12 protein-coding genes and 1 pseudogene are annotated in these 21,793 nt (G+C 67.8%); 3 read left to right on the forward strand and 10 right to left on the reverse strand.

Translation table 11 applies throughout. The annotated features are described in order from the left end of the window. Positions 1 to 258 precede the first annotated feature (258 nt). The 7 genes and pseudogenes from B7D75_RS23635 to ettA form a co-directional block, all read right to left on the reverse strand. Complete coding sequence (locus tag B7D75_RS23635; RefSeq protein WP_107114688.1) at positions 259 to 1,650, reverse strand: outer membrane protein transport protein; 1,392 nt, start codon at positions 1,648 to 1,650, stop codon at positions 259 to 261. A 276-nt stretch (positions 1,651 to 1,926) separates the two neighbouring features. Continuing rightward, on the reverse strand, positions 1,927 to 2,415 hold the full coding sequence (gene praA, locus B7D75_RS23640; protein ID WP_043101237.1) for an alkane oxidation protein activator PraA: 489 nt from the start codon (positions 2,413 to 2,415) through the stop codon (positions 1,927 to 1,929). Positions 2,416 to 3,008: 593 nt separating this feature from the next. Continuing rightward, on the reverse strand, positions 3,009 to 4,286 hold the full coding sequence (locus tag B7D75_RS23645) for an efflux RND transporter periplasmic adaptor subunit (RefSeq protein WP_058135690.1): 1,278 nt from the start codon (positions 4,284 to 4,286) through the stop codon (positions 3,009 to 3,011). Further along, the gene (locus B7D75_RS23650; protein ID WP_043101243.1) at positions 4,276 to 5,757 is read right to left on the reverse strand and encodes a TolC family protein; all 1,482 of its coding nucleotides are present in this window, start codon (positions 5,755 to 5,757) and stop codon (positions 4,276 to 4,278) included. Before B7D75_RS23650 ends, B7D75_RS23645 begins: the two co-directional genes overlap by 11 nt. Beyond that, on the reverse strand, positions 5,750 to 6,943 hold the full coding sequence (locus B7D75_RS23655; RefSeq protein WP_053814587.1) for an ABC transporter permease: 1,194 nt from the start codon (positions 6,941 to 6,943) through the stop codon (positions 5,750 to 5,752). Before B7D75_RS23655 ends, B7D75_RS23650 begins: the two co-directional genes overlap by 8 nt. Next, positions 6,940 to 7,625 (reverse strand): annotated as a pseudogene (locus B7D75_RS23660) (ABC transporter ATP-binding protein). Before B7D75_RS23660 ends, B7D75_RS23655 begins: the two are co-directional and overlap by 4 nt. A gap of 510 nt (positions 7,626 to 8,135) precedes the next feature. Next, complete coding sequence (gene ettA, locus B7D75_RS23665; protein WP_003157916.1) at positions 8,136 to 9,800, reverse strand: energy-dependent translational throttle protein EttA; 1,665 nt, start codon at positions 9,798 to 9,800, stop codon at positions 8,136 to 8,138. 509 nt (positions 9,801 to 10,309) lie between these two features. On the opposite strand from ettA, the gene B7D75_RS23675 reads away from it, so the two are divergent. After that, complete coding sequence (locus B7D75_RS23675; RefSeq protein ID WP_107114479.1) at positions 10,310 to 10,813, forward strand: TetR/AcrR family transcriptional regulator; 504 nt, start codon at positions 10,310 to 10,312, stop codon at positions 10,811 to 10,813. A 34-nt stretch (positions 10,814 to 10,847) separates the two neighbouring features. Here B7D75_RS23675 and B7D75_RS23680 read toward each other — a convergent pair whose 3' ends face one another. Genes B7D75_RS23680 through B7D75_RS23690 form a run of 3 tightly spaced genes read right to left on the reverse strand, consistent with a single transcriptional unit; the run spans position 10,848 to position 16,603 of the window. Then, positions 10,848 to 12,275 (reverse strand): efflux transporter outer membrane subunit, encoded by a 1,428-nt coding sequence (locus B7D75_RS23680; protein ID WP_053814578.1) that lies wholly within the window; start codon positions 12,273 to 12,275, stop codon positions 10,848 to 10,850. Positions 12,276 to 12,280: 5 nt separating this feature from the next. Continuing rightward, positions 12,281 to 15,412, reverse strand: coding sequence for a multidrug efflux RND transporter permease subunit MexD (gene mexD / locus B7D75_RS23685; protein ID WP_034081475.1), 3,132 nt, complete (start codon positions 15,410 to 15,412; stop codon positions 12,281 to 12,283). Between the two features lie 27 nt (positions 15,413 to 15,439). After that, entirely contained in the window at positions 15,440 to 16,603 is a 1,164-nt protein-coding gene (locus B7D75_RS23690) for a MexC family multidrug efflux RND transporter periplasmic adaptor subunit (protein ID WP_107114480.1), read from the reverse strand. 160 nt (positions 16,604 to 16,763) lie between these two features. Between B7D75_RS23690 and B7D75_RS23695 the strand changes: the two genes are divergently transcribed. Next, positions 16,764 to 17,327: a TetR/AcrR family transcriptional regulator gene (locus B7D75_RS23695; RefSeq protein ID WP_058162789.1), complete on the forward strand. Its 564-nt coding sequence runs from the start codon at positions 16,764 to 16,766 to the stop codon at positions 17,325 to 17,327. Between the two features lie 230 nt (positions 17,328 to 17,557). Further along, positions 17,558 to 21,790, forward strand: coding sequence for a cyclic di-GMP receptor MorA (gene morA / locus B7D75_RS23700; protein ID WP_043101249.1), 4,233 nt, complete (start codon positions 17,558 to 17,560; stop codon positions 21,788 to 21,790). Positions 21,791 to 21,793 lie beyond the last annotated feature (3 nt).

Consider the following 21,793-nt stretch of genomic DNA (forward strand, 5'->3'; position numbering starts at 1 on the left):
TTTTTGCGCGTGACTCTAGCAAGCCAGGCGGCACCTAGATAGTGCGAGATGACGCATTGATGAATCTTTATGGTGCAAAAGTGAAACTTTCAGCGACCCGCAAAGTACGCCGACATAGAGCGCCCGCGGGTAGCGAACGACGAGCGCGATGGCGCAACGCACCGCCCGCGAGCACGCCAGGCACCGTCCGCGTGCGGATCCGGCAAGGACGAACGGGCCTCCGCCACAGCGCGGAAGCCCGTCCGTCAACCAGGCCAACTAGAAGTCGTAGGTCGCCGACAGGCTGAACACCTGCCCCTTGCTGGTCGCCCGGCCATCCAGGCGGCCGCCGCCCAAGCGATCCTGGTTGACCGTCTTGATCGGTACTTCCTTGACGAACTGCCGCGAATAGGCCGCGTCGATAGACAGTTCCGGCATCGACTGGAAGCGGTAGCCCGCCCCCAGCGACACGAAGTAACGATCGCCGTCGGGAATTCGCGGATCCCGGGTGGCGTTGTGGGTCGGCGTCTGGTCATAGGCGACACCGGCGCGCATGGTCCACTGGTCGGTCACCTTGTAGTCGCCGCCCATCGCCAGGGTCCAGGTGTTCCGGTAGGTATAGGGAATGGAGACGATGGTGCTGCCATGGGACTTGAGGGTCAGGTCCTGGAACGACGACCACTCGGTCCAGGTGGCGCTGGCTCCCAGGCTCAGACGGTCGTTGAACTGGTGTACCCAGTCCAGCGAGGCGTAGGCGGGGATATCCAGGCGCGCCGAGGCGGAAGCGCCCATCCGCAGGTCCAGGCCGGGATAAGCCAGGCCTGGCGTGCCGCCCTCGATGGCGCCCTCGGTCAGCCCACCGTCGTGGTCGTAGAGGTTGTAGTGCCCCTTCAGCTTGTTGCGGATCTTCGCGTGGTAGGCGAAGCCCAGGGTGTCGCGGTCGGTCGGCTTCCACACCGCACCGGCGAAGAAGCCGGGCGAGGTGTTGTCCACCTTGACCCGCATCAGCGCGGACGAGTTCGAGGCCGGGAACGGAATGCCGCCCATGCCCGGGGAGTTGGCGGCCGAGGCATAGAGATCGAGGTTCTGGCTGACGAAGCCGGAGGTGCGCTGGATGATCACCCCCGCGCCCAGGGAGAAGTTGTCGTTGACCTTGAACGACAGGGAGCCGGTCAGGCCGATCGTCTCGATCTTGGTGTCCACCGCGAAATCGCGGCCTTTCCAGTTCGGGTCCCAGGTGCTGCGCATTCCCATCGGAACGACCTGGCTCAGACCGAAGGCGAAGCGGTCGTTGATCGGTACGACCAGGAAGCCGGTCGGCAGCCACGCGCCGAATCCGGCCTGCCCGCCATCGTTGGTACCCAGCTCGGGGGTGCCCGGCCCGTCCTGGTAGCCGCCGGTCATGGGATTACCCTGGTAGTCGTAGGCATCGCCGTTGTACTTGATGTCGATATCGGCGTAGTTGACCGTCAACTGGGCGATCCGCTTGTCGATGAAAGCCATGGCCGCCGGGTTGTTGAACGCGGCGCTGGGATCGTTGGGGAACAGCGAGCCACCCGCCATCGCGCGACCCCAACCCGCCGTATTGGAGGTCGGGACCATGAAGCCGCCGGCCTGAGCCTGGGACGTGCCGAGCAGGCCGCCGACGATAAGGGCACAGAACAATGGCAGTGGTTTTCTGGCAAACAGGCAGGAAATATCGTTTTTCTTGTTCAAGGTTTCATCACCCCTGGTGGACTGCTAATGCACGGGGCACGATGGTCGGCCTGCTTGAGCGTCCTGGCGGACACCCTCCCCCAGGCCGATTTCCATGTGCGAGCAAGGAGTCGGCGCCGTTGCACCCACCTCGCTGCCATCCCCTCGGGAGTGGCAGGCCTGGGAGCGCTTCGGCAGCCACCGCGCGTAGCGCGGAACCGCTGGCGCCGAAGGCGCCAGCGATGGCCTGGATTACGGGTTGACGACGAAGGCCGGGGTCGGCTTCACGCTCAGGCTGTTGATCTTGCAGTTGCCGGCCAGCGACTGGTTGCTGGCGCTGAGCGTGTTGGTGGCGTTGCTCCAGGAACCGTTGACAGTGCTCGGGCCGCAGGTGGAGGACAGAATCTTGAAGCCGACGCCATCGACCTTGCCGGCGGTGGTGCTGGACACGGTCAGCTTCCACGGCAGTCCGGTCATCTGCGGCACGCTGCACAGGGTGTTGCTGCCGCTGACGGTAACGCTGTCGATGCTGGCATAGGAGCCGTCGGCCGCGGTCTTGCCCTTGAAGGTGATATTGCAGGTCACCGGCAGGTTGAGCGACGCGGGCGAGCTCACGCTGATGGTGCCAGGTGCGGTGAAGGCCGAGTTGACCGGGGTGATGGTGGCCGCGCTGGCCATGGACGAAACGCTCAGGCAGAGAGCAAGAGCGGCAAGGGACGGCAGGGACTTGATGGATTTCATTGTTTTGTATCCTTCCAGTGAGTGGCAACGCTCGCGGTTGCCGAGCCTTGGCCGTGCGGCAGGAGCGTTGCCGATCCGTCCCACGACCACCTTGTGCCTTCCCGTTCGATCCGACTGCCAGGCGAACCACACCACCCGCCAGGCCGTGCGTATCGAGAAGCGGGAGAGGCCTTACCTCATGAGTCCTATCCGGTGCCGACGCTGACGGTTCCCACGACGAGCCGGGACGAACCGTTTATCGGACAAGGCCGATAGGGTTTTCCAGCTCGCCGCGCCTCGAAATGCCCGTCCGGCCAACCTGCGCGGAGGCAGGCCTGACAGGGCTGGCAATCACCACGAGGGGGCAGTGGACCAGTCAACGACGGTGCCCAGAGTACGGGCAGAGGGGCTCTGGAAAAGCCTAGCGAAAGAAGGGGGTTGATCCCCCCATGGAAGGTCGCGAAATGCGGCGGACCAGCTCCGGACCGTCGCGGCGAAACAATCCTGATACCTCTGTCAACATTCTCAGCGAGAAGAAACGCACCATCACGGTGCGTACCTACCAGAATTGGCAGCTATTCCTTGGAAGCGGCCAACCCAAAGTTAGGTTGCCATCAGTCGGCCATCCTGGATGAAACCCGGACGAATCCCGGCGGCAGGTCGAAGACCTCGATGCCCTCAGGGGTCGAGCGCCCGGCCCTGACCTGCCGCGCCACAGCACTGGCGCCGGCGTCCTGGCGATAATCCACGAACAGCCGCTCGCCGTCGTGGCGCACCGCCTCCGGCGGGACGACGATGGCCTGCTCGTTGCGATAGGTGGTGACCATCAGCTTGGCGCTCATGCCCAGGCGAATCTTCTGCAATTGCCGAGGATCGAGCGGTGCTACCGAGACCGTCACCTCGAACTGCGGGCTTCCACCCTGGGCCGTGCCCGGCAGCGCCTGACCACCGAGCGCGGCGATGACGCCAGCGAGCGTGGTGCCCTCGAAACCGTCGCCGCTGATGTCCACAGGCTGCCCTTCGCGCAACTGGTTGATATCCAGTTCCGACACCTTTGCCGAGACCTTCAGCCGCTCGACGCTGGCCAGGCCGAACAACGCCTGGCCCTGGCCCAGCTTGCTGCCGGCCTGCACCGGCTCGCGGCTGCCCTGCTCGCCGACCATGCCCGGCGCCACGACGACGATCCCGGCGAACGGCGCGCGCACCGTGCGACCGTCCAGTTGGGCCTGCAGCGTCTCGTATTTCACGGTGGCGTTGGCCAGGTCCATCTCGGCGATCTGGCGATTCTCGCCCTGCCCCTTGGCGCGGGTCGATTCCACTTCCCGCCGGGCCGCTTCCAGGTCCATGCGCTGCTGGCTGGCCTGCTGCTCGAGATCGTCGAGCTCGTTGCGCGGAACGATCCCACGCTGGAACAGCTCGCGGGTCTCGCGCAGCTTGCGCTCGGTGCTGCTCTGCGCCAGCTGCGCGCTGCGCAGGGCACGACGGACCCGCGCCATGTCCTCGCCACGCTCCCAGTCGCGCAGGTCCTGCAGGGTGCGGCGGGCCTTGAGCAAGGCTGACTGTGCCTCGCGTACCTGCACGGCGATCTCGCGGGTGTCCATGCGCAGCAGGTCCTGTCCCTCCGCGACCCGCTGTCCCGGCTCCACCAGCAGCGCCTCGACATTGCCGGCGAAAGGCGCCGCCAGGGTCACCACCCGACCCGGCTCCAGGCGCCCGACCAGGCCGATCTGATGAACCAGGGGGGCCGGCTGCACGGCGACCCAGCGTCCCCCTTCCGCAGGTTTCACGGCGCCCCCGGAGAAGACCAGCCAGGCCAGCGCCGCGACAACCGCCAGGCCGACGGCGAGAAGCGACGCTGGCCGGCGCAGGAAGGAAAACCGGTCAGTGGTCATTGAGCGAAATCTCCCAGCTATCCAGGGTCATGCCGACGATCAGGTCCAGTTGCGTCTGCGCATTGAGAAACGAGATCAGGGCATTCAACTGGGTGTTTTCGACGTTGCGCAGGTCGGTTTCGAAGCTCAGCACCTGGAAGTTGCTCGAGCGTCCGACGCGCAGTTTTTCCCGTTCGATTTCCAGCTTGCGCCGCGACAGTGCGGTGGCGCGCTGGGCGATCTGGTACTGGCGCCAGCGGGTGCCAAGGTCGCGCACCGCATCGATGACGTTCTGCTCCAGGGTCTGCCGGGCATCCTCGATCAGGATCTTCTGGTTCTCCACGTCGACCTGGGCACGCACCTCGGCCTGCCGGCGGCTGAGGTCGCCGATGGGAATTTCCACCTGCACCCCTGCGTAGCTGTCCCAGCTGCGTGAATTGTCGCCGCCGCCCTCGCTGTAGCGATCGCGGATCTGGCTGGCGCCGCCTACCAGCGAGACATCCCATAGGCGCTGGTTCTTCGCCAGCACCAGGTTGAGGTCGGCCTGGCGACTGCCGATCAGGCGTTGCAGGTATTCCGGTTGCTGCTGGAGGGCGGTCCTGATCGCCTGCTGACGGTCGATCTCGATCGGCGTGGCGCTCAGCGCGTCGCTGGCGCGGATCTGCGTCGACAGGTCCAGCGCCAGCAGTTGCAGCAGGGCCAGGCGGGCACTGTCGACCTGGTTGGTGGACTCCTCGACGTTGAGCTCCTGGGTGGCGACATCGGCCTCGGTCTGGACGATCTCGAACTCGGCCATTCGCCCGGCACGGATCATCGCCCGGTTCACCTCGAGCAGCTCCTGGGTACGCGCCAGTGCCTCCCGGGCGATGCGCGCCTGTTCCTGCGCGCGCAGCAGTTCGCGGTAGGCGCCGATCACCTGGCTGATGGTCTGCGACACGCTGGCCTTGAGTTGCAGGCGGTTGGCGTCCTCGGACAGGCGCGCCAGGCGCAGCGGCGCGGTGGTCACATCCCAGCCGGCGTCGCGCAGCAACGGCTGGACGACGGTCAGGTCGAGACCATCGCTGCGGTAGCGCCCGGCCTCGTCGGCGCTGCGGAACTGCTTGACCCAGGCCAGGCTGAAGCGGGTGCCGTACTCGCCGAGCAGGGTCGCGGTCGGCGACAGGTTGCTGGTCCGCATACGGTCCTCGGTGGCGCGGCTGGCACGGTAGTCGCCACGCACCACCAGCTTCGGGTTGAAGGCATCGGCGGCGACGCGCAGGTCGAACTTCTGCGCGATGCGCTGCAGGTACGCGCTGCGGATGCCGCGGTTGTTGCGCAGGCCGAGGTAGACCGCGTCGCTCAGGCTCAGGTCGATCACCTGCTCGCTCAGCAGCACCGATCCGCCGCGCGCGCGGGCCATGCTCGGCGCATCCGGGCTCAGCGCCGGGTTGTCACTTGCCGCGACCGGAAGCGCCAGCGCCAGCCACAGCGCAGCCAGGCTCCGGCTATTCATCGCGCAGCGCCTCGACCGGTTGCATGCGTGCCGCCGAAAGCGCCGGATAGAGGCCGAAGAACAGCCCCACCAGCAAGGTACTGCCCATCCCCAGCGGCAGGGCCGCGTAGGCCAGGGAGAAAGTCCAGCCGGAAAACCTGGCGTAGAGATACGCAGCCGCCACGCCGAGCACCGCCCCCGACAGCGCGCCCGCGGCAGTCAGGGTCACCGCCTCGATCAGGAACAGGTTGCGGATGTCCCGCTGACGTGCGCCCAGCGCCATGCGCACGCCGATCTCCCGGCGGCGCTCGGCGACGCTCATCAGCATCACGTTCATCACCCCGACGCCGCCGCCGAGCAGGGAGATGATCCCCAGCCCGGCCAGCAGGTAGGTGAAGGTCCGGGTCTGCCGCTTGAGCCCGTCGAGCACCTGCTGCGACACCTGCACCTGCGCCTCGTGACCGGGCAACCGCGCCGCCAGGGCCTCGCCCAGCGCCGCGCCGACCCGGTAGACATCCGCTCCCGGCGCCACCCGCGCCACCACGTGGCTGACCTCGGCGGCGGGCTGCAGGCGCGGCATGCCGGCAGCCGGCACGAACAGCGAGTCGTTGGCGGCGAACGGCAGCAGCGCGGCGCTGGCCTGCGGCCGCAGGATACCGATCACGCGGAACAGGTAGTCGTTGACCATCAGTTGCTCGCCGAGGCGCAACGGATCGCCTGCTGCGCCCAGCGCCTCGGCGAGGCCCGCGCCGACCACCACGTAGGTGTCGTGGTCATCGAAGCGCGAGAGAAATCGCCCTTCGCGCAGGTGCAGCCTGGCGGCGCTGGCGAGCCCGGCGCTGGTGCCGACGATGCTGGCGTTGCTGGTACGCCCATGGTAGGTCACCGGCGCGGAGTACAGGCCGAGCGCAGCGAGGTGGTCCAGCCCCGACACGGCACGGCGCAGCGGCTCGGTGTCGAGCACCGCCGGCATAGGCTGCGGCGCCTGCGGGGCGAACGGGAACTGCACCACCAGGGTGTCGGTGCCCATGTCCTTGAAGATGCTCATCGCCTCGTCGGTCGCATTGCTGCCGATATTCAGCATCGCGATCACCGATGAACAGCCCATGACGATCCCCAGCAACGCCAGCAACGAGCGCCGACCCAGGCCACGAAGGCTGGCCAGGGCCTCATGGAGCAACTGCCGCGGCGACGGACTGGCGCTCACCGGCAAGTCTCCGCCAGTTCCTCGTGGATCTCGCCATGGCGCACCGTCAGCTGGCGCCCGAGACGGGCGGCCAGGCCGGGATCGTGGGTGACCACCACCAGGGTCACCTGGCGTTCGCGATTGAGCGCCAGGAGCAGTTCCAGCACTTCCTTCGCGGTGCTCGCGTCGAGGTTGCCAGTCGGTTCGTCGGCGAGGATCAGCGCGGGCTCGCCGACCAGCGCGCGGGCGATGGCGACACGCTGCCGCTGGCCGCCGGAGAGGTCCGCCGGACGATGCCCGGCGCGCTCGGCGAGGCCGACCTGGGCGAGCATCGCCGCGGCGCGCTCCAGCGCCTCGCGGCGCGGCATGCCACGATAGCCCAGCGGCAGCGCCACGTTCTCCAGCGCGCTCAGGCGCGGCAGCAGGTTGAAACTCTGGAAGACGAAGCCGATCAGGCGGTTGCGGATCGCCGCCAACTGGTCTTCGTCGACCCTGAAGATGTCGTGTTCGGCGAATCGATAGGCGCCGCTGTCCGGCCGGTCGAGCAGGCCGAGGATATTCAGCAGGGTGCTCTTGCCCGAGCCCGACGCGCCGACGATCGCGCAGCTTTCACCGGGAAAGATGTCCAGGCAGACGTCTTTCAGTATCTGCAGTGGCTGCCCCCCAGGAGATAGCCCTTGCCGATTCCCCGCAGGGAGATCAATGATTCGTGCTTGTTTGTTGTAGGCATTCGCACTCGGCCGCTCGCATCCCTTCACGGCTCGCTCCGGACGTATCGCCGCAAGGCCGGCGAAACAGGCCGAAGGGCCATACCGCTGATGATGGAGACAGCGCACAAGCCGCCACCACCGGCAACGCTACCCCGAGGCGCCAGCGCCGAACGAAGGTAGCGGGTGGTCCGCCCGGCCAATCCCGATACTCGATTTCCGCCGGGCTTCGCCATATGGCGCGGTCTCTCCGGGCAGGCGGTATTGAGCGCACGGATCGGCTGCGCAGACCACTAGCAGAGCTGACACCATCGGGGCCGTCGATGCACCCCCATCTTTAGTTAGGTGAAGGCTCAGGCATGCTGCTTGGGAGACTCACCCTGGGCACCGCCGATGGAGGCGCCCTGCACAGTTCCCATGGTCCTCCAGCGCATGGCTCGTTGAATTCCAGGCATGAAAAAACCGCCGGCCGGCAGGGCCGGCGGGCGGTTTCGATCCAGGCGCGCTTACGCCAGCTTCTTGTAGCGCACGCGGTGCGGCTGGGCCGCGGCATCGCCCAGGCGCTTCTTGCGATCGGCCTCGAACTCGGTGTAGTTGCCTTCGAAGAAGGTCACCTGGCCATCGTCCTCGTAGGAGAGGATGTGGGTGGCGATCCGGTCGAGGAACCAGCGATCGTGGGAGATCACGATGGCGGCGCCGGGGAAGTCCAGCAGCGCCTCTTCCAGCGCGCGCAGGGTTTCCACGTCGAGGTCGTTGGACGGTTCGTCGAGCAGCAGCACGTTGCCGCCCTGCTTCAGGGTCAGGGCCAGGTGCAGGCGACCGCGCTCACCGCCGGAGAGGTCCTTGACGAACTTCTGCTGGTCGGCGCCCTTGAAGTTGAAACGGCCGACATAACTGCGCGACGGGACTTCGTAGTTGCCGATCTTGATCTGCTCGAAACCGTCGGAAACCTGTTCCCACACGGTCTTGTTGCCTTCCAGGCTGTCGCGGCTCTGGTCGACGCTGGCGATCTGCACGGTCTCGCCGATCTCGATGGTGCCGGAGTCCGGCTGCTCCTTGCCGGTGAGCATGCGGAACAGGGTCGACTTGCCCGCGCCGTTGCCGCCGATCACGCCGACGATGGCGCCCTTGGGGATGCTCAGGGACAGGTTGTCGATCAGCACGCGGTCGCCGTAGCCCTTGGTCACGTTGTGCAGCTCGATGACCTTGTCGCCCAGGCGCGGACCGGCCGGGATGTAGATCTCGTTGGTCTCGCTGCGCTTCTGGAATTCCTGCGACTGAAGTTCCTCGAAGCGCTGCAGGCGCGCCTTGGACTTGGCCTGGCGGCCCTTGGCGCCCTGGCGTACCCACTCCAGTTCGGCCTTCATGGCCTTGGCGTGGGAGGCTTCCTGCTTGGCTTCCTGGGCCAGGCGCGCGGCCTTGGATTCCAGCCAGCCGGAGTAGTTGCCCTCGAACGGGATGCCGTGGCCGCGGTCGAGTTCGAGGATCCAGCCGGCGACGTTGTCGAGGAAGTAGCGGTCGTGGGTGATCGCCACCACGGTACCGGGGAAGTCGTGCAGGAAGTGCTCCAGCCAGGCCACCGAGTCGGCGTCCAGGTGGTTGGTCGGCTCGTCCAGCAGCAGCATGTCGGGCGCCGACAGCAGCAGGCGGCACAGCGCCACGCGGCGCTTCTCGCCACCGGACAGGTGTTCCACCTTGGCGTCCCACGGCGGCAGGCGCAGGGCGTCCGCGGCGACCTCCAACTGGCGCTCCAGGTTGTGGCCATCGGAGGCCTGCAGGATCGCCTCCAGCTTGGCCTGTTCGGCGGCCAGGGCGTCGAAGTCGGCGTCCGGCTCGGCGTAGGCGGCGTAGACCTCGTCCAGTCGCGCCTGGGCCTGCTTGATCTGGCCCACGGCCTCCTCGACGATGTCGCGCACGGTGGCCTGCGGGTCCAGCTTGGGCTCCTGCGGCAGGTAGCCGACGTTGATCCCCGGCATCGGCCGGGCCTCGCCTTCGATCTCGGTGTCGACGCCGGCCATGATCCGCAGCAGCGTGGACTTGCCCGCGCCGTTCAGGCCGAGCACGCCGATCTTGGCGCCGGGGAAGAACGACAGGGAGATGTCCTTGAGGATTTCACGCTTGGGCGGAACGATCTTGCCGACCCGATGCATGGTGTAGACGTACTGAGCCAAAACGAGCACCTCATGAAGAAAAGGAAAAAAACTCGGCCAAGTATATGACAGACCGGGAGAAAGCTGGCCAGCCACCCCGGTTTTCGTGGGGCGCGGGGCGCCGCCGGCGAATGTTCGCCGTCCGCCACGGGCGCTTGCCGGGCCTCGCCGGTTTACGGTCCCCGCGATCTGCCTGGCCAACCCGAGGAACGGTGCCACCCTGACCGCCCCCAAGCCTGATGAACCTGGGCGGCTTCCCGGCATTCTCCTTCGGCGCGATCGCCGGCTCGGTCTCGGTGGCGAGCGTGATCGGCACGCTGCATCTCCGGACCTGACGCGGAGCAAGGCGAGTGCCGGTCTCGCCTGCTACGATTGAATCAAACCAGCCTCAAAAGAGTTAAAAAAACCTCAAGATGGTACTCACGCCCCTCCCCGCCCAGATACCCGCCTCGCCACCTGGGAGCGGCCCAGGCGCAGCGCCGGACCCGTCGCCCCAGGAGCAGCGCCTGCTCAAGGCCCTGGCCACCGCGATGGTCAGTCATCCGCGAGCCACCATGCGGGAACTGGCGGAGCTGGCGGGAGTGAGCAGGGCAACCCTGAACCGGCATTGCGGAACCCGCGAACGACTCAGACGGCGCCTGGAAAGCCATGCCAGGAGCACCCTCGAGCGCCTCACCCGCGACGCCGCCCTGCCCCGACTGGAGCCGCGGGCAGCGCTACGCGAACTGATCCGGGAACACCTCGCGCACCGCGACCTGCTGGCGCTGCTGATGTGCGAGCAGAACCCGGGACACCAGGCCGGGAATGAAGACGCCGGTTGGCAGGCGCATATCGAGGCCCTGGATGCTTTCTTCCTGCGCGGCCAGCAGGCGGGCGTGTTCCGCATCGACATCAGCGCAGCGGTCTTCAGCGAACTGTTCATCAACCTGGTCTACGCCATGGTCGATGCCGAGCGCCGTGGTCGCGCGGCCGGCGCCGGATTGTCCGGCAGCCTGGAGCAACTGTTCATGCACGGCGCCTCGCGCGTCCCCTAGCCCGGCGCATCGGAGGCACCGCGCGATGCCATGCTCAGCGCTGCGCCAGCGCAACGCGAGCCTGTCCCCAGCCGCCGCCAAGGGCGCGGAACAGGTCGACCAGGGCGATCTGCCGCTGGGTGCTGCCGTCGATGAACGCAGACTCGTCGAAGAAACTTCTGCGCTGTGCATCGAGGTAGCGCAGGTGGCTGTCCACACCACTCTCGTAGCGTGCCCTGGCCAGCTTCAGCGCTTCGTTGCTGGTGTCGGCCAGGGCGCGCAGGGCCTTCTCCTCGCGGCGCAGGGTATCGCTGGCCGCCAGGGCGTCGGCGACTTCGCGGAAGGCGCCCTGGATGGCGCCCTCGTAGGCCGCCAGCGCGGAATCCTTGCGCGCCTCGGCCAGGCTCAGGTTGGCGCGGTTGCGCCCGCCGTCGAAGATCGGCAGCGTCAGCGTCGGCAGGAAGCTCCAGGAGCGCGAGCCGCCGTCGAACAGGCCGGACATTTCCGCGCTGGAGGTGCCGAAGCTGCCGGTCAGGCTGATTCGTGGGAAGAACGCCGCGCGCGCCGCGCCGATGTCCGCGTTGCGCGCGCGCAGGCGATGTTCGGCGGCGAGGATGTCCGGGCGCCGCTCGATCAGCCCGGACGGCGTGCCGGGAGCGATGTCCTGCAGCAGCTTCGGCTGTTCTCCCGGGGCCCGCGGGATCGTCTGCGCCGCATCGGCGGAGCCCAGCAGCAGCACCAGCGCGTTGAACGCCTGCCGCTTCTGCCGCAGGTTGCGCTCCCGCTCGGCGCGCGCCTGTTCCACCAGGCCCAGGGCTTCCTGGTAATCCAGCGCGGTGGCGGTGCCGGCCGCGCGACGCTGGCCGATCAGGGCGAGGGAAGACTCGCGGCTGACCAGGGTCTGCCGGGTCAGCGCCAGGCGCCGCTGGGCACCGTCATAGCTCAGGTAGGCCTGGCTGACCTCCGCGACCAGGGCGATCCGCGCCGCCCGCGCCGCCTCCTCGCTGGCCAGGTACTGCTGCAGGGCCGCGTCGCTCAGGCTCTTGACCCGGCCGAACAGGTCCAGCTCGTACTCCGGCAGTGCCAGCCCGACCTGGTAGCTGCTGGCGACGGCGGAGCGGTTGCCGGCGGACAGGTCGGCCGGCTGTCGCTGGCGGCTGCCGCTGGCGCTGGCGTCCAGGCCCGGCACCCGGTCGGCGCGCTGGATGCGATACTGCGCGCGGGCCTGCTCGATATCCAAGAGGGCCTGGCGCAGCGAGCGGTTGTTATCCAGGGCCATGTCCACCAGGCGGCGTAGTTCGGCATCGACGATGAAACTCTTCCAATCCAGCGTGTCTATGGCCGCGCCCTGGCGCTGGGCGGCGGCGCCGCTCCAGCTGTCGGCCACCGGCGCGGCGGGACGTTCGTAGGTCGGCGCCATGGAGCAGGCGCCGAGGGTCAGGGCGATCAGCAGCGCCGATACGCCGAAAGCAGGTTTGCGCATCTCGTTCACTCCCCGGCCGAAGCGGCCTGTTCGATGGGTGCCGGCTTGCTGCGCAGCAGCGACAGCAGCCAGACGAAACAGATAGGTACGAACAGCACGCCGAGGAAGGTCGCGCTGAGCATCCCGCCGATCACCCCGGTGCCGATGGCGCGCTGGCTGGCCGCGCCGGCGCCGCTGGCCAGGGCCAGCGGCACCACGCCGAGGATGAAGGCCATGGAGGTCATGATGATCGGCCGGAAGCGCAGGCGCGCAGCCTCGATGGCGGCGTCGCGCAGGCCATGTCCCTTCTCCCAGAGCTCCTTGGCGAACTCGACGATGAGGATCGCGTTCTTCGCCGACAGGCCGATGATGGTGATCAGGCCGACCTTGAAGTAGACGTCGTTGGCCATGCCCGTGACCATCACCGCCAGCACCGCGCCGATGGCGCCGATCGGTACGATCAGCATGACCGACAACGGGATCGACCAGCTCTCGTAGAGCGCCACCAGCAGCAGGAACACCACCAGGATGGCCAGGGCGAACAGGGCGGTCGCCTGGCCGGCGGAGACCTTTTCCTGGTAGGACAGGCCGGTCCATTCGTAACCGATGCCGGCCGGCAGCTGCGCGGCCAGGCGCTCCATTTCCGCCATGGCCTCGCCGGTGCTGAAGCCGGGCGCGGCGTCGCCGACGATGCGGATCGACGGGTAGCCGTTGTAGCGCACCAGCTGTACCGGTCCCTCTTCCCATTTCATGCTGACGAAGGCGCTTAGCGGCACCAGCTCGCCGCGGGCGTTGGGCACGTAGAGCCTGAGCACGCTTTCCGGGGTCATCCGGGCGCCCTGCTCGGCCTGGATCACCACGCGCTGCTGGCGCCCGGCGTTGGTGAAGTCGTTGATCACGTCCGAACCGAACGCGGCGGACAGCGTGCCGCTGATGCTCTCGAAGCCCACCCCCAGGGCCCGGGCCTTCTCGCGGTCGATCAGCAGGCGCAGCTGCGGCGCCTCGGCCAGGCCTTCCATCATCGCGTAGAGGAATTTCGGATTGCCCCGGACCTCGCCGAGCAGGGTGTCGCGGGCCTGCAGCAGGGCTTCGCGGCCGACGCCGCCACGGTCCATCAGGCGCAGGGCGAAGCCGCCGGAGTTGCCCAGGCCGTCGATCGGCGGCGGCGAAACGGCCATGATGGTGCCGTCGTCAGGCAACGCGAAATGCTCGTTCACCGCGGCGATCTCGGCGGCGGCCGATTGCCCCGGGCCGCGCTCGGACCAGTCCTTGAAGGTCGGGAAGGCCAGCGCGGCGTTGTCGCCCTGGCCGGAGAAGCTGAAGCCGGAGACCAGGAATACCGAGTCCACTGCCCCGCGGGTCTCGAGGAAGCGTTCCAGCTCCTCGCCGGTGGCGTCGGTGCGCATGCGCGAGGCGCCGGGCGGCAACTGCACGTCGACCACCATGTAGCCGAGGTCTTCAGCCGGCACGAAGGCCTCCGGCAGGCGCAGGTAGAAGTAGCCGAGCGCCGCCACCAGGCCGGCGTACACCAGCATGAAGCGCCCGGCGCGCGCCACCAGCTTCGAGTTGAGCAGGGAATAGTGGCCGGTGAGGCGGGCGAAGCCGCGGTTGAAGGCGCCGAAGAAGCCGCGCTTCTCGTGATGCCCCTCGGGGATGGGCTTGAGCAGGGTGGCGCACAGCGCCGGGGTGAAGGTCAGGGCGAGGAAGCCGGAGAACAGGATCGAGACCGCCAGCGATACCGAGAACTGCTGGTAGATCACCCCCACCGAACCGGCCATGAAGGCCAGCGGCAGGAACACCGCCGAAAGCACCAGGGTGATGCCGACGATCGCACCGGAGACCTGCCTCATCGCCTTGGCGGTGGCCTCGGCCGGCGACAGCCCCTCCTCCGCCATGATCCGCTCGACGTTCTCCACCACCACGATGGCATCGTCCACCAGGATGCCGATCGCCAGCACCATGCCGAACATGGTCATCATGTTCACCGAGAAGCCCAGCAGGTACATGACCATCAGCGTGCCGAGCAGACACACCGGCACCACGATCGACGGGATCAGGGTGTAGCGGACGTTCTGCAGGAACAGGAACATCACCAGGAACACCAGCACCATCGCCTCGATCAGGGTGTGGATCACCTTCTCGATAGCCACGTCGACGAAGCGCGAGGTGTCGTAGGGCACGCTGTACTGCATGTCCTCGGGGAAGAACGCCGACAATTCGGCGAGGCGCTGCTTCACCAGGGTGGCGGTCTGGATCGCGTTGGCCCCGGGCGACAGCTGGATCGCCCCGCCCACGGTGGGCGTGCCGTTCAGCCGCGAGGAAATGTTGTAGCTCTCCTTGCCGAGTTCCAGGCGCGCGACGTCGGCGAGCCTGACCAGGGATCCGTCCTCGTTGGCGCGCAGGACCACCTGGCCGAACTCCTGCGGGTTGTCCAGGGTGCCCTTCACCGCCAGCGTGGCGCTCAGCTCCTGCTCGGAACTGCCCGGCGCGCTGCCGAAGGCGCCGGCGGGGACCTGCACGTTCTGTCCGCGAATGGCGTTGCTCACGTCGTCGATGGAGAGTCCGAAGCCGACCAGCTTCTGCGGATCGATCCAGACCCGCATGGCCGCCTCGGAGGAGAAGAACTGCAGCTTGCCGACACCCGGCAGGCGACGCAGTTCGTTGTTGATGTTGCGCGCGGCATAGTCGCCCAGGGCGGTGGTGTCGCTGCGCTGCACGCCTTCCTTGTAGTTGAGGGCGTAGATCAACAGGAAGCCGGCGCTGGTCTGCTCGACCTCCACCCCCTGGGTCAGCACCGCCTGCGGCATGCGCGCCTCGGCTTTCTTCAGGCGGTTCTGCACATCGACCTGGGCAAGGTCCGGATCGGTGCCGGGCTCGAAGGTGACGACGATCTCGGCGGTACCGTTGGAGTTGTTGGTCGACTCGAAGTAGAGCAGGCCCTTCGCGCCGTTCAGCGATTCCTCGAGAACGCTGGTGACGGAATCCACCAGTACCTTCGCCGAAGCGCCGGGGTAGGTGGCGGTAATGGTGATCTGCGGTGGCGCGACACTGGGGTACTGCGCCACCGGCAATCTGGAAATGACCAGCAGGCCGGCCAGGGAGATGAACAGCGCCACCACCCAGGCGAAGTTCGGCCGCTTGATGAAGAACTCGGACATCGGAAAATCCTCGGGGCGAACCCGCCCTTACTGTTGCGGCACGGACGACCGGGCTTGCGCCTGGGCGCCATCCGGCTTCGGCACGATCTTCACCCCCGGCTGCACCGCGGTCAGGCCACCGACGATGACCCGGTCACCCGGCTGCAGGCCCTCGGTGATCTGCCAGCGCGAGCCCTGCATGACGCCGGTGCTGACGTCGCGCGCCTCGGCGCGTTCGTCCGCGCCCACCACCATCACCTGGGCGGTGCCGTCGCTGCCGCGGCGAACGGCGCGCTGCGGGACCAGGATCGCCCGGCTGTCGGTGCCCTGCGGCGCCCGCACGCGCACGTACATGCCCGGCAGCAGCACGCCGTCGGGATTGGCGAACTTGCCGCGCAAGGTGATCTGGCCGGTGCCGCGGTCCACCGCCACGTCGGCGAACTGCAATGCGCCCTGGCGCTCGTAGGAGGTGCCTTCGACACGGATGCTCAGCGCCTCGCTGTCGCCGGCGGCCAGGCTGCCATCCTTCAGCGCTTCGCGCAGGCGCAGCGCCTCGGCGGCCGTCTGGGTGAAGTCCGCGTAGATCGGATCGAGCTGCTGGATGCGCGCCATCAGCGTGGCCTCGCCCTGCCCGACCAGCGCGCCCTCGGTCACCAGCGCGCGGCCGATGCGGCCGGAGATCGGCGCGCTGACCGAGGCGTAGCCCAGGTTCAGCCGCGCGGTTTCCACCTCGGCCTGGGCCGACCGGCTCGCCGCCTGGGCGCTGCGCAGGTCGGCGATGGCGGTGTCGAAGTCCTGCTGGCTGACCGCCTGGATCTTCACCAGCGGCTCGTAGCGGCGCACCCGCGCCTGCGCCTCGAACAGCACCGCCCGGGTTCGCGCCAGCTCCCCCTCGGCACGCGACAGCGCAGCCTTCAGCGGCGCCGGATCGATCTGGAACAGCAGCTCGCCGGCCTTGACGTCGGCACCTTCTTCGAAGCGCTTCTGCACCACGATGCCCGCTACCCGCGCACGTACCTCGGCGACCCGCACCGGTTCGATCCGCCCCGGCAGTTCCGAGGTCAGCGCCAGGGTTTCGCTCCGCACCGCCAGTACCTCCACCGGCAGCGCCGGTTCGGCGGCGTCCTGCCGTTCTTCCGCCGGCCCGCAACCCGCCAGCGCGACGGCCAGCGCCAGTGCAGCGCCCCTTCCTATTGCCCGCAAATCAGCCATGACATACCCGACCCTTGATTGAAAAATGGATCGAATGGTACTTTTCAAATCTAAATGAGTCAATAATGTCTCATATGAGCAAAAGTTACCTGATCCTTTTGAAGTGCGGGCACTTTTCTGCACAATGGCGCGCAAACGGAAAGCCAACCGGGACCTGCCGATGACCCTGATCACCCATGACGAACGACTCCTCAAGGCGCTGGCCGTCGCCATCGTCGAGCGCCCACGGGCCACGCTGAAAGAGCTGGCCGAGGCGGCCGGCGTGAGCAAGGCCACGCTGCACCGCTTCTGCGGGACGCGCGACAACCTGGTGCGGATGCTCGAGGACCATGGCGAGGCGGTGCTGAACCAGGTCATCGAGACCTGCGACCTGGAACGCAGCGAGCCCCTGGCGGCGCTGCAGCGGCTGGTCAAGGAGCACCTCGCCCATCGCGAGATGCTGGTCTTCCTGGTGTTCCAGTACCGCCCGGACTACCTCGACCCCGACGGCGAAGGCGCCCGCTGGCAGTCCTACATCGCCGCGCTGGATGCCTTCTTCCTGCGCGGCCAGCAGAAAGGTGTGTTCCGCATCGACATCACCGCGGCAGTCTTCACCGAGCTGTTCCTGACCCTGATCTATGGCCTGGTCGACGCCGAACGGCGCGGGCGCGCGGCCAGCGCCAACTCCGCGCAAACCCTCGAACAGATGTTCCTCCACGGCGCCGCCAATCCGGCGCGTCCCTGAGGTTGCACCGCCCTGCCCGGAATCCCCCGCGGCCATGTCCGGCCAGATTTTCCGGGCACCGCCGCCAGACAGCCCCGGCGAACCGGAAAGCCCCGCCGTTCCTCGCTGCGACAAAGTGACCCGTTAGGCCGGAAAGGACCACGACGCTCGTCGGCGATACTGGCACTTGGCCTTGCTTCCGGGCATCCTAACTGCCTACTGAATCACACCTGCCCCAGGAACTCCGGTCAGTGTCGACCCCCTCGCAAACCCCGTCGCCGCCTCCCGCCGGCGACCCGCTGACCGTTCCCGTCCGCCAGGCAGCCAAGGGCGGTCTGCTGTTGCTGGTCGTGCTGATGCTCGGCTTGCTGCTCTGGCAGATATGCCAGGAATTGCGCCAGCAGGAGCGCTTCGAACACGAACGGGCCGCCGCCCAGCTCGACCGCCTGCACGACCGCCTGTCCCTGACCCTCGAACTGAAGGCCCGCACCGCCCTCGCGTTGCTGCCAGGAGCGCCGCCCGCCGAGCGCGACGAGATCCGCCGCAGGCTGTTGCCCCGGGTCAGCGATGCGCTGCCGCAGGTGCGGGCGCTGGAGTGGGTGGATGGCAAGCCGCAAGCGGGCAATCCGCCACTCTATGACCGGCTGCGCCAGCACGCCGGTGCCGGTCTCTATCACTATTGCCTCGATCCGCGCGATGGTGAATCCCTCTATCTCACTCTGCGCGAACCCGGCAGCCGCCGCGACAGCGGCTTCTGGCTGCTGCGCCTGGCCAGCGACAGCCTCGCCCAGTGGAGTCCCGACCTGCCGGCCGGCAACCTGCTCTGGCGCCTGGAAGACCAGTACGCCGGCCGGGTGCTCTGGCATACGCCGGGCAACGCGACGTTGCTCGACGACATGCAGAGCCTCGGCGTGGAGCCCCTGCGCAACAGCGACTGGCAATTGCGCGGGCTCCACGACAGCCCCCAGGTGCGGCTCGGCCTGCTGCGGGGGATCGGCGGCGAACTGCTGATATTCCTCCTGCTGGTCGGCGTCACGGTGTTCACCCTGCTGCGCCTGCATCGCGAACAGCAAGGCCTGCGCGCCATGACCCTGGCCTCGCAGCGCAGCCTGCGCCAGGCGGCCACGGCACTGGCGGCGATCGACGAGCGGGTGCTGGTGACCCGCGCCGATGGCCGTCTCAGCTATCTCAACCCGCAGGCCGAGCAACTCTTCGGCATCAGCTCGGCGCAGGCGCGCCAGCATCATTTGCTGGGCCTGCTGCCAGACCTCGAGCCGGGCTGGCTGAGCGACGCCGCCGGCGATGGCGAAACCCGCAGCGAATTGCTGCCGCTGCGGGTGCGCGGCGAACCACGGGTGTTCACCCTCAGCCGCCACCCGTTGGCCAGCCATACGGAGGCCGCCCAGGCCTGGACCCTGCGCGAACGGATCCTCCAGGGCGGCCAGGTCTGGGTGCTGCGCGATGTCACCGAGGAGCAGCACGCCCTCGGCGTCCTGGAAGAGACCCGGCGGCGCTACCAGGACATCTTCGAGGGCGTCGGCGTGGCGCTCTGCGTGCTGGACCTGTCCGCCCTGCGCCAGGCCCTGGCCGAGTACCGGCTGGACACTCCCGCCGCGCTGCATGCCTGGCTCGCCGGGCGGCCCGCCCGGCAGCGCGAACTGCTGGAGCGGATCCGCATCACCGAGATCAACGACCTTACCCGCCGCCTGCTGGGAATCGACTCCACCGGCCAGGCCTGGCAGCGCCTTCTCGACCACGGACCGCTGCAACCGGACAGCCTGCGCCTGCAGGTGATCGAGGCCCTGATCGAGCGCCGCCCGCTGCTCGAACTCGAAGCCACGCTGCGCAACGACCGCGGCGCGCCGCGCCACCTGTGGTTGCAGCTGCGCCTGCCGGACAACCCCGGCGAATGGCACGCGGTGACCCTCAGCCTGTCCGACGTCACCAGCCGCAAGGAAGTCGAGCTGTCGCTGATCGAGCGCGAGAAATTCTGGTCGGACGCCGTGCAGGCGGTGCCCGACACCCTGTACATCCATGACCTGAACGCGCGCCGGGTGATCTTCAGCAACCACCACCTGGGCCAGCAGCTTGGCTACGACCAGGAAGAACTGGCACGGATGGGCGAGAACTTCTGGGAAACCCTGCTGCACCCCGACGACCAGGAATACTACTGGCGCATCCGCAACCTGCAGCACGTGGTCGGCGACGGCCTGCTGCTCGACAGCCAGTTGCGCTGGCGCCACCGCGATGGCCGCTGGCACTGGTTCGACATCCGCGAACAGGCCTTCAGCCGGGACCGCAGCGGCCGCGTGGCGCGCCTGATCGGGGTGGCCAAGGACATCACCTTCACCGTCGAGGCGAACAATGCGCTGCGCGAGAACGGTCGGCGCTACCGCATGCTGGCGGAGAACATCAGCGACGTGATCTTCTCCACCGACGCCGAGCTCAACGCCAACTACGTCAGCCCCTCGGTGCAGCACGTGTTCGGCTACAGCCCGGAGTGGGCGCTGCTCAACGGTCTCCACCAGACGGCCACCAACCCGCGCCAGCTGGGCCGCCTGAACGGCCTGTTGCGTCGCGTGCGGCATGCCATCGGCGATCGCGAGAAACTCGCCGAGCTGCGCGAGAATCCCGCCCAGCACCTGTTCGCCCTCGACTGCCTGCGCGCCGATGGGCGCAAGATCCCCATCGAACTGCGACTGGTCCTGATGTGGGACGAACACGATCGCTTCGAGGGCCTGCTCGGCGTCGCCCGCGACATCAGCCAGCAACGCCGCGCCGAACGCGAATTGCGGATGGCGGCGACGGTATTCGAACACTCGACCGCGGCGATCATGGTCACCGACCCGGCCGGCTATATCGTCCAGGTCAACGACTCCTTCTCGCGCCTGACCGGCTACAGCCCGGCCGACGTGCTCGACCAGCAGCCACGCCTGCTCACCGCCGACCGCCAGGAAGCCAACCAGCTCAAGCACGTGCTCGCCAGCCTGCAGCACAGCGGCAGCTGGGAAGGCGAGATCCTGCAGAAGCGCAAGACCGGCGAACTCTATCCCTCCTGGGTCGGGATCACCGCGATCCGCGACGAGGAAGGCGACCTGGTCAGCTTCGTCTGTTTCTTCAGCGACATCAGCGAACGCAAGGCCAGCGAGCGACGCATCCATCGCCTGGCCTACTACGACGCCCTCACCCACCTGCCCAATCGCACGCTGTTCCAGGACCGCCTGCACACCGCCCTGCAACAGGCCGAGCGCAACGGCCAGTGGGTGGTGCTGATGTTCCTCGACCTCGACCGCTTCAAGCCGATCAACGACTCCCTCGGCCATGCCGCCGGCGACCGCATGCTGCAGGAAGTGGCTACCCGCCTGAGCGCCTGCGTCAGCCAGGACGACACGGTGGCGCGCATGGGCGGCGACGAGTTCACCCTGCTGCTGCCGTCCCAGGGCGACCGCGAGATCGCCCTGAAGCGGGCGATCCAGGTCGCCGAGCTGATCCTCGGCCGCCTGGCCCGACCGTTCACCCTGGAAGGCCGCGAGTTCTTCGTCACCGCCAGCATCGGCGTGGCCCTGTCGCCACAGGACGGCGCCGAGCTGAGCCTGCTGATGAAGAACGCCGACACGGCGATGTACCATGCCAAGGAGATGGGCAAGAACAACTTCCAGTTCTACCAGGCCGAGATGAACGCCCGCGCCCTCGAGCGCCTGGAACTGGAAAGCGACCTGCGCCGCGCCCTCGAACTGGGCGAGTTCGTCCTCCACTACCAGCCGCAGTTCACCGGCGACGGGCGCCGCCTGACCGGCGCCGAGGCCCTGTTGCGCTGGCAGCACCCGCGCCGCGGGCTGGTTCCGCCGAGCGAGTTCATTCCGGTGCTGGAGGAGATCGGCCTGGTGGCCCAGGTCGGCGACTGGCTGCTGGCCGAGGCCTGCAAGCAGTTGCGCAGCTGGCACAAGGCCAAGGTGCGGGTGCCGAAGGTCTCGGTGAACCTCTCGGCACGCCAGTTCGCCGATGGCCAGCTGGGCGAGCGGATCGCCGCGATCCTCTACGAGACCGGCATCCCGCCAGCCTGCCTGGAACTGGAACTGACCGAAAGCATCCTGATGAGCGACGTCGCCGAGGCCATGCAGATCCTCTCCGGGCTCAAGCGCCTCGGCCTGGCCATCGCGGTGGACGACTTCGGCACCGGCTACTCCTCGCTGAACTACCTCAAGCAGTTCCCCATCGACGTGCTCAAGATCGACCGCAGCTTCGTCGACGGCCTGCCCCATGGCGAGCAGGACGCGCAGATCGCCCGGGCGATCATCGCCATGGCCCACAGCCTGAACCTGATGGTGATCGCCGAGGGCGTGGAAAGCCAGGCGCAGCTGGACTTCCTCCGCGAGCACGGCTGCGATGAGGTGCAAGGCTACCTGTTCGGCCGGCCGATGCCCGCCGAGCAGTTCGGCATGCTCTACGCCAGCGACGTGCTGTTCATGTTCAACGAGGGCTGAGCG

It is taken from the genome of Pseudomonas paraeruginosa (genome assembly GCF_003025345.2).
GTDB lineage: Bacteria > Pseudomonadota > Gammaproteobacteria > Pseudomonadales > Pseudomonadaceae > Pseudomonas > Pseudomonas paraeruginosa.

Coding starts and splice junctions, on each gene's coding strand:
- B7D75_RS23680 (WP_053814578.1), bottom strand. CDS start 12,275: ATGCGCAAACCTGCTTTCGGCGTATCGGCGCTGCTGATCGCCCTGACC.
- B7D75_RS23675 (WP_107114479.1), top strand. CDS start 10,310: ATGGTCAGTCATCCGCGAGCCACCATGCGGGAACTGGCGGAGCTGGCG.
- B7D75_RS23690 (WP_107114480.1), bottom strand. CDS start 16,603: ATGGCTGATTTGCGGGCAATAGGAAGGGGCGCTGCACTGGCGCTGGCC.
- praA (WP_043101237.1), bottom strand. CDS start 2,415: ATGAAATCCATCAAGTCCCTGCCGTCCCTTGCCGCTCTTGCTCTCTGC.
- B7D75_RS23645 (WP_058135690.1), bottom strand. CDS start 4,286: ATGACCACTGACCGGTTTTCCTTCCTGCGCCGGCCAGCGTCGCTTCTC.
- mexD (WP_034081475.1), bottom strand. CDS start 15,412: ATGTCCGAGTTCTTCATCAAGCGGCCGAACTTCGCCTGGGTGGTGGCG.
- B7D75_RS23650 (WP_043101243.1), bottom strand. CDS start 5,757: ATGAATAGCCGGAGCCTGGCTGCGCTGTGGCTGGCGCTGGCGCTTCCG.
- B7D75_RS23695 (WP_058162789.1), top strand. CDS start 16,764: ATGACCCTGATCACCCATGACGAACGACTCCTCAAGGCGCTGGCCGTC.